This window comes from Alkalihalobacterium sp. TH-98, from assembly GCF_057473385.1.
This window is the reverse complement of the sequence record NZ_JBYCKM010000045.1, coordinates 699,671-711,769: the sequence shown is the minus strand read 5'-3', so window position 1 is coordinate 711,769 and position 12,099 is coordinate 699,671. Positions and strand designations below refer to the sequence as shown.

The window sequence follows — 12,099 nt, the reverse complement described above, 5'->3', positions numbered from 1 at the left end:
GATTGCACCTCTCTTACTTCTTTTGAGGTTCCAACAATACTAAAGAGCCAACTCTTTAAATTCTTACTTATATCCTTTACCTTTTGTTAGAATACAAGGTACTCCTTTTCCCATTGCTCCTGGCTGTGACATTTTTTCCATATAAGCAATACCTCGATTACATTTCGTTTTACAAGCAAAACATACATCAGAAGTAACAACTTTCATATTAAATGCATGTTTGTTCACTTGTGGTAATAGTACTTTCTTGTTTGACGATTTTTTTGCCATAACCATTTCCCCTTGCATAAAAAGTATAGTAAATACTATGTCAATTAAGGGATTTTGGTTCATTGCCTATACCTTAAATAAAAATTTGGATAAAGTATAAATTTACATTTTTTTCAAATAATAAACTTAATAAATCTATGATCGGAGACCCAGCATGTGATATATGTTCCTATTTTTCTAAAAACACTACTAATGTTTTCTATCGGAATTACAGCTTTTCGATTGATGGGAAGCCAAGCAGTTGGGGAAATGACGGATTTCGATTTAGTCGTTGTTATTGCAATCGGCGCATTGATGGGGGCCCCACTCGTTGATCCTTCCATCCACCCATTCACCTCCATTATTGCAATTAGTGGATTTGTAGTAGCACAAATCGTTTTTAGTTTTTTATCTTTAAAATCGGATCGATTTGAGATATTAATTATGGGACGTCCAATCCAAATCATCCGTAACGGAAAAGTATTAATGAATGGTTTAAAAAAAGCTAGAATGACAACCAAAAACTTAGACCAGGAATTAAGAATTAAAGGAATAGAAACGGTAGAAAAGGTAAAAGACGGCTTTTTAGAGCCCAATGGAAAAGTAAGCTTGCTTCTGACTAAAAAACCTAAAGAAATGAACAATGATAAAAAAGAGACCCCTTAATTAGAGGAGCCTCTTGAGAAAAAGAAAAGCTATTGCAACTCAAAATCCTTCATGCATTTCTTCATCGTTTTCCACTGAGCTAACCTATAAAATAAGCTGATCAATTTGTTGGACGAGTTTGACGATTTCAGGTTTACTTACTTGCGCACTCGCTCCGACTTTTTCGCCCTTATGGAACAAATCATCCGTAATAAGAGAAGAAAATATAACTACTGGTAAACCTGCTAGCCTTGAATTATTTTTTACTCTTAGTGTTAAATGATGACCATCCATTTGAGGCATTTCTAAATCAGTAATTAACAAATTGACTTCTTCCAATGGGTCATGATCTAGATCACACGCTAAACCTTCAAGGTATTCCCATGCCGCCTGCCCATTTTCAAAAAAGAGTACATTATCGTAACCAGCTTCAGCTAACGTATCACTTAATAATTTTCGTAGAATAGCTGAATCTTCAGCGGCTACAATTCTTTTCGCTGACCGCTGCCTAGGTCCGAGAACCTTTAGACTTTCTACGTTAACACCAGCTTCTGGGCTGATATCAACGACAATTTTTTCAAAGTCAAGTAATAGGGCCATTCCTTCTTCCATTTTCACAATCCCGATGGTCTGAGCTTGCTCTCCTTGAGAAAGTTGACTTGGCTTTTCAATTTGCTGCCAAGATATGCGATGAATTCTTGAAACGCTATGAACGTGAAAAGCCACTTTGACTTGATTTAATTCTGAGATAATGAATTTATCCTGTTCTGGATTTTCAGACGAAGGAAAATTTAATACTTTTGACAGATTAACGACTGGAATAACCTCTTGTCGTAAACGAATGACTCCTTCTACATACGGATGTGCATTCGGTGTTTCGGTAATGGGCAACGGGTTAATAATTTCGCGCACCTTTAACACATTAATCCCAAATAAACCCGTACCTACATTAAACATCACTATTTCTAGTTCATTCGTTCCTGTTTCTAGTAATATTTTATCAGTAACCATGGAAGTCCTCCCGCTTGAACCACTTCTTTATAACCATATGATAAGTGAAATTATAGTCTAGCACAACAATAATATTTATTCTGGGGCACTTTCTACTTCAAAGTCGGTTACTTCCATTACTTCTTTATCTTCTAGATGATACATCGTTCGCCATAAGTGAAAAGCGACTCGATCCACCCAATGAATAGAGTGAACTTTTTCAATTGCGACACTTACATCAAGTTGGCTTTTAGCTGTCGTTTTAATGATAGTCTTTCGATCCTCTTTACGAATTTCTGCTATTTCCTTTGAATTTGTCTCAACGAGATCGACTAGATATTCAAGCTGTTTATTTTGTATGCTTCCACTAACTTGTTCAAATACTTTAGCTAACTTCACGAGTAAGCTTAGAGTATTATGATCACGTTTTAGTTTTTCAATGGACTCAATCTCTTTTAAGGCTTTAATTAAACGATCGATATGATCGATGGCGTGAATCATAGAGACGTGGCTGCTGTACTCTCGGTCTGAATGACTGACAGACTCTGAATTGACTTTGGTTAAAAAGCTACGAATTTCCACTAATGCATTTTCAGCATCCTCAAGCTTTTTCTTTAAAAAGATTAGCGGCTTTTCACCTTTAAACACCGAAACAAATGATATGGAGATTAACCCCATAATTTTTAATAATGTTCTCCTAACTGCCTCAATTGCTACAGGACCAACTGTTGCTACACTGTGATCTAAATGCTTCGTTAAATGCTCACCTTTTTCAGGGACAATTTTAATAACTAGTTTAATAAACAAGGGCATAAATGGCACAAACAATAAAACGCCAATGACATTAAATAGTGTATGAAAAATAGCAAGTGACACACTTTGATCGGTAATGTGCAGTAAATCACTTATATAAAAAACAGCGGAAATAAATAAAGGCAATGCCAATAAAGCAAGTAAACCTGTTAATAGGTTAAATAAAATATGTGCAACCGCAGTTCTCTTTGCCGGAATTGAACTGCCAACTGCAGCTATCATTGCTTTTACGGTCGTACCGACATTTTGCCCAATGACTAACACAGCAGCTTGATCAAATGTAATAGCACCAGCGTAAAGGGCAGTTAACGTGGTAACAACAGCTGCACTTGAGGATTGCATAATAACCGTCATTGCAATCCCTATTACAATGAGTAAAAGCATATGTACAAATGTATCGCCTGAAATAGCCCCAAGGTTGAACATATCTCCGATACCTGACATTCCTTGCTGCAAGATATCAATTCCTAAAAATAACAGACCAAAACCAGCGAGTGCCATTCCGTGTGGTGTTAATTTCCCTTTTGAAAAAAGTTTTAAAAACACACCAATTCCGATTAAAGGCAACGCAAGTGTAGACATATTCACTTTAAATCCAATCACTGAAACGAGCCATCCCGTACTTGTACTACCAACATTAGCACCGATAATTACACCGACAGACTGCGTAAATGTTAGTAACCCTGCACTAACAAACCCTATCGTCATAAATGTTGTTGCACTGGAAGATTGGATTAATGCTGTAATTGTCGCTCCCGACAAAACAGATGAAATTGTTCCACCCGTAAACTTACTTAAAAGTTGCTTTAAAGCATCTCCAGCTAATGCTTTTAAGCCATCTGTCATTAAGGTCATTCCAAGAAGAAATAACCCGACTCCCCCTAAAACAATAGTAAACGTCCCCATGTTTCGCACCTATCTCTCTTCTATACAAATATCTTTTATTAGTATCCTATTATCTTTAAATGATTGTAGAGCATCAATTTATTCCTGTCTCTATTCTAACGCAGTTCTTTCAACCTCAAAAGAGTTTATTGTATTGTTTGAAAGTGAGGAAAGGGGAAATTTGAGAAGGCAAGCGCCTGAAGGCCATGATTGGAGAGCAGTTGAGGAAAAAATTAGGGGAATACACTAACCATTAGCCCTGTTTGCTGTGCGCTTAAGGGAAAATTTAGGCGAATCCACTAACCAATGACCCTCTTTCGTGTGCGCTTGAGGAAAAATCTAGGAAAATCCGCTAACCAATGCCCTTGTTTTGTGTGCACTTGAGGAAAAATCTAGGAAAATCCGCTAACCAATACCCTTGTTTTGTGTGCACTTGAGGAAAAATCTAGGAAAATCCGCTAACCAATACCCCTGTTTTGTGTGCACTTGAGGAAAAATTTACAGGAATAGAAAATCTTCAACAAATAAAGCCAATAAAAAAGAAACGCCAGGATCATTCAAAAGATCCTAGCGTTCCTTTATAGGCTGCGTATTAACAACAATCACTGTTTCCTATAATGGTTAAAGCCTCTTTACCAAACTCATTCGTTACGCAATCTAACGTTATATCCTCGACAAAAGGAATAACGTGATCCTCAATTGCTACTGTTAATCCATTAATTGTTTCAATCTTATCGCTCTCTTCTGGCTCATCCAGAGCCAGTCCTAACTTTGGCCCCCCTCAACCCATGCCAGCAAATACGACACGGATTGATGAAGAATTGTTTTCTTCCATTGCTGCTAGGATTAGTGCTTTGGCTTTATCTGTAATAAACATGTTCTTCACCTCTTTTCTTTCTTAAAGTATATAAGGAATAGTAACTTTTGCCAAGCTATGTTATACGGTTTATATAGGTTTCAAAATTTCCATACGCAAACCTTTTAACATCAGCTTCTGAAAAGTGTTTAAGCAATTCTTCAATAAAATTAGGATATTTACTTGCGTTTTCTAGACCCTTGACGAAGACGGAAATACCGTCAAAATCAGATCCAAATAAAATATGGTCCTTTACTCCAAGCGAACACAAATGATCGATATGTCGGATGCAGTCCGTCATCGTTGCATGATCAGTCCCTGTTAAAAAGATCGGATGCCAAACGAGACCTACCCAACCACCCTTTTTTACTAATGCTAAAATTTGCTCATCCTTCAAATTACGTCGATGATCACACAGGGCACGAGCATTACAATGAGTCGCAACAGGATAATCTGCTAATTCCATGACATCCCAAAAACCCTTTTCACTAAGATGAGCGACATCTGTCCATACTTTATGTTCGTTATTCAACTGAACGAGCTCTTTACCTAGTAAGGTAAGACCAGCTCCCCGTGGCTCACCGACCCCATCAGCACATAAATTAGCTTGGTTCCAGGTAAGACCAACAGACTTGACCCCAAGTTGATAAAAGATGTTTAACTTGGTTAGGTTATCCCCGATACAGTCAACTCCTTCGAGTGTTAGGACAGCTCCAATCTCTCCGTCTTTTAATTGAGCAATATCCTTCCATTCCTTAATATGCTTCACCTTATCATGCTTTTTAATGACTTCTGTTTGAAATAATTCAATTTGCTTTAAAATGGATTGATACTTTTCTTCGATTGTTAAATCCGGCTCAGCAAACAATGCAAAACATTGAACTTTCACTCCGCCTTTCATTAGTCTTTCGTAATTGGCATCAATCTCATTAGAATTCGTAAAATCACGCTCTTCTTTTTCCCAAAGTTTTAACAGAGCATCACAATGTGCATCAAATATTTTCATACTTTCCCTCCTTTTTATAATAGGTATATGTCCTTTAGGCAAATATCACTAACAGAAACAAACCTTCATTCATATAGTAAAGCAGATATAAGTATTAAATGGAGTGATCTGTATGAGTGAGAAGAAAAAAGAACCACAATTACCGGATGTAATTAAAAAATCTTACAATGATTTTTTAAAGTCCATTGACTCATTTTTTTACGATGCTTTTCAAAACCTTCACAATAATGGTATGTTTCATTCGCAAATCCCAGTTCAAACCTATGAAACGGAGTCAGCATTTGTTATTGAAGCACAACTACCTGGTGTTAAAAAAGAACAAATTATCTTAGATGTCTATCAAAGTCATGTGAAAATTGGCGTCAAACAAGAAGAGTTCATGGAAGAAAAGAATGAAGTAGACAAATATGTTAAACAACAGTATTCTTCGCAAGTTAAAGAACGTGTCATCTCATTGCCTTTTCCCGTGACACAAAAAGATGTAAAAGCAAAGTATCAAAATGGACTATTAACAATAAAAGTACCGAATCGACGTCATGTGATTGATATTGAATAATGGTATGTAAGTGGAGGGGTTAAAATGAATTTTTATAATGACTCACCTTTTGGTTTTCAAGGTTTTCCTTACTATCAGCAGCAACCTAACTATTTTACTAATCAATATCAAAATTCTAATCCGTTTCATGGGGGGCTTTACTCACCTGAAGTTTTTCCATATCCTAGCGCAAATTATAACTTACCTTTACAGCAAAACACGCAGCAAAATATGCAGCAAAGCTTCCAAGGTAATCAAGGACCAAACCAATTGGGTCCACAAAATCCTTACCGACCACAGGGGCCCGCCTTCTTTAATGCATTTACGGGACCCGATGGAAAATTCGATATTTCGAAAACATTCCAAACTGTTGACCAAGTCGTAAAAACGGTAAACCAAATTTCACCACTCGTTAAGTCGGTCAGCTCATTCTTTACTCCAAAAGCATAATTAAAGCGAAGCTAACTCAGTATTGCCTTCTCGTGTTACGCATTTTTATAAAAACATTTGAGACTAGAACAACATCAGCGTAATTGGCTAAAACTTTTAAGACTGAGTTAGCTTCAAGATTTTATTACGTGGTTTTCTTTTTTATTCGTAAACCATATCCTAAAGTTTGCGAAGAATTAATTAGACGGAAGCCTTGGTTTTCATAATAATCGATTTTTAAATAATTCCCGATCTCTTCTAGCGCCTTTTGATCAAGTAGGACGTGAACCTTGTCAAATGTGAATACTTCATCATTTACTGCTTGCTCATCCAGAGCAAGTTGAAACTCTAACATCGTACTTCATTCGTACGTATCAATCGCTAGTACGCGAAGATAGATATGCTCTAATTGAAATTCCAATTCTAAGCGTGCAATGGCCGCATCTGTAACAATTACCTTCATGTATCTACTCCCTCCTCACTATAAGTTTACCTCACTATTTTGCGCCTCATTAAATTACATAAGCAGAAAGGTAATTACGCTCTGCAGTTAATTTATCAAGAACTTCACCGATTAGAATAGACTGGTTATGATCTGCTAATACAGCCTGTCGTTCCTGCTTATAATGGTCTAATTGTGAAATATGGTGTAATTTTAATTGGTTTATTTCGCTTAAAAACCATTCGACGAAAACATCTTCAAAATGACTTCGATACTTTTTTAAGTATCGATCTACGGGCAATCGTAACCGTTCCTCAATCTTATCCCTCAACTGTAAATTCCCTTTTTCAACAAAAAATGTTTTGCTGTTTTCATGAACTTTCAATTCCTCTTCAAAATCAGACACACCTAGATGAGAAAAAGCTTCAATGTCTAGTTCTAAAATTGGGTTCACTTTGTATCGTAACAACGATAGACCGTCTCCTTGAATTATCTTTTCCACCAAATGATTTTCAATGTCACTTAAACTTTTGTTAATAAACACCTCTAGGCGAAAGCTCGTCGCACGTAATTCTTGCACTAAGTCATGAGCTAAAAATTGAAGAACATTGTGAACCCCTAAATGTAACTGTTTCTGGAATTCAGTATCTTCCTTAAATCGACTCGGGTTGATCAGTTCTTTAAATTCATCGAAGTAGCGATAAAACACTCTCTGTTTAACATAATAAATTAATTCATGGATTTCCTGACGAACAAGCTGCTCTTCAATGTTGAAGCTTGACTGATTAATCTCATGCTGTTTATGAGCAACTACCTGACTAAGCTCCATGCGTTGCTGGCGTTTTGACGTTTCATCTTTATTTGCATCCTCATACCATTTTTGTAACGTATGACATAGGTGAGTGAGATCACCATTTGCTCCTCGGATCGCGACATTCGTTAATTCACTTAACACGAATGAATAGAAAGAAGTTTCAAAACTCGTAATTCCCGAATATTCAAGAGCTTCTTCTCCTCTCTGGCCTGGTAAAAGTCCTTTAAAAACATCGCTTTCTTTAGAGGTAAATGTTCGGGCAGTCTTAATTTTTGCTAGAAGTGCAAGCTGACTTGAAATCGGAAAAATTTGCGGAAAACGAATTCCACATTGCAATAAATTTTTTTCAACGTGAGAAGTGACGAGTTTCATTTCTTCTTCGTCTTGTGCTAAATCCGCAGCATTTATAACAAAGTACATTTTATCGGTTTCAAAACAATTTTTAACACGTCCAAGTTGAATGAGAAATTCTCGGTCACTCTTTGAAAACGCGTGATTATAATAAGTCAGAAAAACGATCGCATCTGCATGCTTGATAAAGTTAAATGCAAGCTTTGTATGTCTTGTATGGATTGAATTTGCCCCTGGTGTATCAACAAGTGTAATGCCTTGTTTAGCAATAGGTGAATTGTAATAAACATCAATCCGTTCAATAAAAGCTGCAAATCGTTCGGTAGCAACTAGCTTTTTATATTCTTTGTTCGTTACGTTACGTGTATTCCCTAGTTGGTCCTTAACTGACTTATAGCCCTCTACAATAAACGTTAAATATTGGAGTTGATTCGGATGAATAAGTTCAAAAAGGTCAAATTTACTCTCTTTTTCCTCTTTTCCATCCTTCTCTTCTTTATTTTCTTGGTCGCTATGTTTCGAGTTCTCAACAACAGCTCTTTGTCTTTCTTCTAATAATGGCTTCAAGTCTTCTACATTATTTATCGATCTAGCTGTGACTTGGAGAATTTCATTAACTTCCCCTAAAACAACTGCCTCCTGTTTGTAGAAAACATGAATGGTCCCGTGGGAATGCTCCTTGGTAGGAGGCAAGATCCTATTGATTGTCGCTGTTGTTGGATGAGGTGATACAGGAAGGACGTTCGCACCAACTAATGCATTTGCAAACGAAGATTTCCCTGAACTAAATGCTCCAAAAAGAGCAATCGTAAATGTCCTGTCTTTTAAGCGATTACTATGGTCAATAAAGTTCTCAGCGACTCGTTGTAAACTGGGTAATGTTGCAACAATACTACCTATATTTTCAATGTGCTTCGCCGCTTTTAATCTTCTCTCCTTTTCATTAATCAAATGAAAAGGACGAACAGCACCAGTTTCACTGCCTAAGCGGCTTAAATTTATACATTTTTTCTGTTCTCTTACCTCACTCGTTTCTTTAAATCGAAACGACTGGGAAGCTGTGTCTTTATTCTTACCTGAATGATACTCGTCGTTTTGGTTAAGCGCTTCTAGCTTGTTTGCTAATTGCTGAATTTTTTCTTCAATATTTTGATTAATCTCATGAATACCCGTACATGCGGCTATTTTTCTTTCTAGCTCATCCCGCTTTCTAACCTGTGCTTTCGTTTGACTCGTTAGCGTTTGACTTAGCACCTCTAGAGCCATCCCTAACAGCTTATTTGCTTTTTTTCGATAATGACTTTTAACCTCATCCATCAATGTTTTTGAAAAGTTTAAAACATATTCATGAGAAAATAAGGCTCCTCTTTTCTGCGATCGAGTAATCACATCTTCTTGTAACTGGCCAGAAAAGTCATGAACGGCCTGACTGAGGCTTTCTTCTCGGATCTCATAAGTTTTTAATAGTTTAAAAAATAAATCTCTAAAATGAATATCGATATAAGTCACTGCATTCTCTTTTAATTCTTGATATAAAGCATCTCGCCTGCGTCCTCTTTCTGCTTTTGTTTTTTTCGCAGAAAACAACCCTTTAACTTTGTAGCCGATTTGTTCTGCTTCAAGGAAATCCCTTGCCAAATTCCGAGTATGGTATGGCATTAGGTTAGCGTTATTTAATAACGTACTAAACTGAAGAAGAAAGGCCTCCTCAAACTCCTCTAACACTTCTTTCGCTGGTTTTGTTTCCTTTTTTAGCTTCTGTAGTTCATTCTGTAAGTCAGGCTCATCTCTCAATTGATGGGGGGATAACAATTGTTCAAATTGTTGCATTTGTTTTTTGTACCACTTTACCAACCATCGCTCATGGTCTAAAATCACTAGGAACGCTTCTTTCCACACGCTAACTGACAATAATTGCTGCCGATTATTAACAATAGACTCTAAGTATCTTTTTAGTTTGTCTAACTCATTGTATGGATTGAGACGATCAATGGCGGATGTAAAAAAGAGGGAGTCAAATGAGATCCCTTCATTTTCAATCGATTGAATCGTAAGTGTTTTAAAATCCTCAAAACTCATCTCCGCTTCTTGATGCTTATCTATTTGATTAACAACTAAAGCGACCTTTTTAAATCTTCTATTCATTTCTTTTAGAAAAGCATAATTCATCTCGGATTGTATATGGTTATAATCCATCATATACACAACTGTGTCAGCAATGTGTAATGTCGATTCAGCTGCTACTCGGTGTGCATCATCAGTAGAGTCAATCCCAGGTGTATCTAGTATGTATAAGTTGTCAGGTAGACCATGTCGATCATTAAAAATAGTTAATCTCGTTACATTGTTTCCATCTCGGCAATATTCTTGCACCACATCATTTTTATACGATCCTTCAAATAATTTAACCGAAGCATCTGTATATTCGACAATGACCTTTGGAGGCCCGCTCACCATTTTTACAACATTGGCACTTGTGGGAATTGGGCTAGATGGCAGTACGTGTTCCCCGAGTAATTCATTAATTAACGTTGACTTCCCTGCAGAAAAGTGTCCACAGAAAGCAATCCCATACTCTTGTTTCCGAAGTTTACTAATTAGTTCATCCACTTTAGTATTTGGATGGCCCGCTTCTGCTAATTTCCCTGCCATTTGTTCTAATACTAGTATCAGTTCATCATGGTCGATCATTACGTTATTACTATGCAGCGAAGTAGATATTTGCATGATACTCACTTCCATCACAAGATTCGTTCAGTTCACTATGTAAATTTTAACTTATATCCTGTAAGAAAGTCTAATAGAGACTACTCTACAAGCAGCCTCTATGTATTGGAATATTCGATTGTTTCGCCGAGACGATTTTCAGTTAGGAATTTATAAATCATTAAACCGAAGAAACCGATTACCGATAGATAACCTAAATAGCTATAAAGTTGGGCAACACTCGTACTCTCGATAACTAAGCCGCCGACAAATGCACCGACAATACCTGAGATCCCGAAAAATGTTGTAATAAATAATACATGGCCCGTTGCCTGTAATTCTTCAGGCACTAACTTGGTCACAATTTGAAATGCTGCAATGTAAAAAATTCCGAAAGTGAGACCATGTAAAGCTTGTAAAATAAGCAAGGTTTCAGGAACTGTAGCAGCTCCCATAAGGAACCAACGAACACTGTATAAAACAGCGGAAATCATTAAGAACGTTAACGGATTATACTTTCTGAACCAAAAAGCTGCGGCAAAGAAAACGATCGCTTCTGACACAACTCCGATAAACCAAGCCCAGCCGATTAATGACTCTTTTCCGCCTAATTCAGTCACGAAAATTCCAAGGTAGTTATCATTCGTGCGGTGAGTAATCGAAATAAAAATAATAATCAATAAAAACGTGAAAAGGCGTGGATTCGCTCCTAATTTGACAGCATTTAAGATCGTTACAGGTTTATTCGTCGCTTTAACATCGTTGATGGATAATACGAATAAAAACGTAATAATAGCCATTACTAAAATAGGAAACATAATGTACTGGATTCCGACGAACGTTAGATAATAACCGGCAAGTAAAGATGACGTTGCAAAACCTAACGAACCCCACATTCGAATTCGCCCGAAACTTACTTTATGTTGAAGAGCCGTTTTCTGTGAAAGGCTATCGCCTAAAGCTGTTACAGGGGCTAAAAATAGAAATAATACGAACATCATGATCGTATAGCCAACGAGGTTATTCATCTGAAATAGTCCAAGCGTCGCAATGAAAGTTCCGGCGACAACAATGATTAAAATTCGTTTAATCGTTTTAAATTTATCGCTCATAAAGCCCCAAAACGGTTGAGCAAAAATAGAAGCGAGCGGACCTACTGCTAAAAGGACTCCGAGCTCTTTTGCAGTCATTCCTTGATACCTAAAGTAAATCGGTATGTAACTCATAACGATAGTCATAATAGAATAAGCAAAAAACAAGTAAGCCATGAGCTTAAACACAGATCGATTGGGTACCATATTCCTCTACACTCCTTTCTTAAATACAAAAATGTCTTACTTTAAAGTATCTTCCTAAGACGAAACAGAGAAAACTCACT

Annotated in this window: 11 protein-coding genes; 3 read left to right on the top strand and 8 right to left on the bottom strand. The window is 36.9% G+C overall.

Features of this window, described 5'->3' with window-relative positions; translation table 11 throughout:
• Positions 1-63: 63 nt before the first annotated feature.
• Positions 64-270, bottom strand: a complete 207-nt coding sequence (locus AC2VNP_RS19155) for a hypothetical protein (RefSeq protein WP_275117437.1) — start codon at positions 268-270, stop codon at positions 64-66.
• 192 nt (positions 271-462) lie between these two features.
• Between AC2VNP_RS19155 and AC2VNP_RS19150 the strand changes: the two genes are divergently transcribed.
• Positions 463-915 carry a DUF421 domain-containing protein gene (locus AC2VNP_RS19150; RefSeq protein WP_486918850.1) on the top strand — a complete coding sequence of 151 codons (453 nt, stop codon included), beginning with the start codon at positions 463-465 and terminating at the stop codon, positions 913-915.
• Positions 916-999: 84 nt separating this feature from the next.
• Here the strand turns inward: AC2VNP_RS19150 and AC2VNP_RS19145 are convergent, their stop codons facing one another.
• From AC2VNP_RS19145 to AC2VNP_RS19130, 4 genes are all read right to left on the bottom strand, one after another.
• Positions 1,000-1,905 carry a chemotaxis protein gene (locus AC2VNP_RS19145; protein WP_486918849.1) on the bottom strand — a complete coding sequence of 302 codons (906 nt, stop codon included), beginning with the start codon at positions 1,903-1,905 and terminating at the stop codon, positions 1,000-1,002.
• Positions 1,906-1,980: 75 nt separating this feature from the next.
• Positions 1,981-3,603, bottom strand: coding sequence for a Na/Pi cotransporter family protein (locus AC2VNP_RS19140; protein WP_486918848.1), 1,623 nt, complete (start codon positions 3,601-3,603; stop codon positions 1,981-1,983).
• A gap of 571 nt (positions 3,604-4,174) precedes the next feature.
• The gene (locus AC2VNP_RS19135) at positions 4,175-4,459 is read right to left on the bottom strand and encodes an iron-sulfur cluster assembly accessory protein (protein WP_486918847.1); all 285 of its coding nucleotides are present in this window, start codon (positions 4,457-4,459) and stop codon (positions 4,175-4,177) included.
• A gap of 55 nt (positions 4,460-4,514) precedes the next feature.
• Positions 4,515-5,444: a dipeptidase gene (locus AC2VNP_RS19130; protein ID WP_486918846.1), complete on the bottom strand. Its 930-nt coding sequence runs from the start codon at positions 5,442-5,444 to the stop codon at positions 4,515-4,517.
• Positions 5,445-5,556: 112 nt separating this feature from the next.
• On the opposite strand from AC2VNP_RS19130, the gene AC2VNP_RS19125 reads away from it, so the two are divergent.
• Both AC2VNP_RS19125 and AC2VNP_RS19120 read left to right on the top strand, forming a co-directional pair.
• On the top strand, positions 5,557-6,000 hold the full coding sequence (locus AC2VNP_RS19125) for an Hsp20/alpha crystallin family protein (RefSeq protein ID WP_486918845.1): 444 nt from the start codon (positions 5,557-5,559) through the stop codon (positions 5,998-6,000).
• A 24-nt stretch (positions 6,001-6,024) separates the two neighbouring features.
• Entirely contained in the window at positions 6,025-6,429 is a 405-nt protein-coding gene (locus tag AC2VNP_RS19120; protein WP_486918844.1) for a YppG family protein, read from the top strand.
• A gap of 124 nt (positions 6,430-6,553) precedes the next feature.
• On the opposite strand, the gene AC2VNP_RS19115 is transcribed toward AC2VNP_RS19120, so the two are convergent.
• From AC2VNP_RS19115 to AC2VNP_RS19105, 3 genes are all read right to left on the bottom strand, one after another.
• Positions 6,554-6,763: a hypothetical protein gene (locus tag AC2VNP_RS19115; RefSeq protein WP_486918843.1), complete on the bottom strand. Its 210-nt coding sequence runs from the start codon at positions 6,761-6,763 to the stop codon at positions 6,554-6,556.
• 157 nt (positions 6,764-6,920) lie between these two features.
• Positions 6,921-10,742 carry a dynamin family protein gene (locus AC2VNP_RS19110; protein WP_486918842.1) on the bottom strand — a complete coding sequence of 1,274 codons (3,822 nt, stop codon included), beginning with the start codon at positions 10,740-10,742 and terminating at the stop codon, positions 6,921-6,923.
• A gap of 98 nt (positions 10,743-10,840) precedes the next feature.
• Positions 10,841-12,019 (bottom strand): MFS transporter, encoded by a 1,179-nt coding sequence (locus tag AC2VNP_RS19105; protein ID WP_486918841.1) that lies wholly within the window; start codon positions 12,017-12,019, stop codon positions 10,841-10,843.
• Positions 12,020-12,099 lie beyond the last annotated feature (80 nt).

Coding starts and splice junctions, on each gene's coding strand:
- AC2VNP_RS19155 (WP_275117437.1), bottom strand. CDS start 270: ATGGCAAAAAAATCGTCAAACAAGAAAGTACTATTACCACAAGTGAAC.
- AC2VNP_RS19120 (WP_486918844.1), top strand. CDS start 6,025: ATGAATTTTTATAATGACTCACCTTTTGGTTTTCAAGGTTTTCCTTAC.
- AC2VNP_RS19140 (WP_486918848.1), bottom strand. CDS start 3,603: ATGGGGACGTTTACTATTGTTTTAGGGGGAGTCGGGTTATTTCTTCTT.
- AC2VNP_RS19150 (WP_486918850.1), top strand. CDS start 463: ATGTTTTCTATCGGAATTACAGCTTTTCGATTGATGGGAAGCCAAGCA.
- AC2VNP_RS19110 (WP_486918842.1), bottom strand. CDS start 10,742: ATGCAAATATCTACTTCGCTGCATAGTAATAACGTAATGATCGACCAT.
- AC2VNP_RS19125 (WP_486918845.1), top strand. CDS start 5,557: ATGAGTGAGAAGAAAAAAGAACCACAATTACCGGATGTAATTAAAAAA.
- AC2VNP_RS19130 (WP_486918846.1), bottom strand. CDS start 5,444: ATGAAAATATTTGATGCACATTGTGATGCTCTGTTAAAACTTTGGGAA.
- AC2VNP_RS19145 (WP_486918849.1), bottom strand. CDS start 1,905: ATGGTTACTGATAAAATATTACTAGAAACAGGAACGAATGAACTAGAA.
- AC2VNP_RS19105 (WP_486918841.1), bottom strand. CDS start 12,019: ATGGTACCCAATCGATCTGTGTTTAAGCTCATGGCTTACTTGTTTTTT.
- AC2VNP_RS19115 (WP_486918843.1), bottom strand. CDS start 6,763: ATGTTAGAGTTTCAACTTGCTCTGGATGAGCAAGCAGTAAATGATGAA.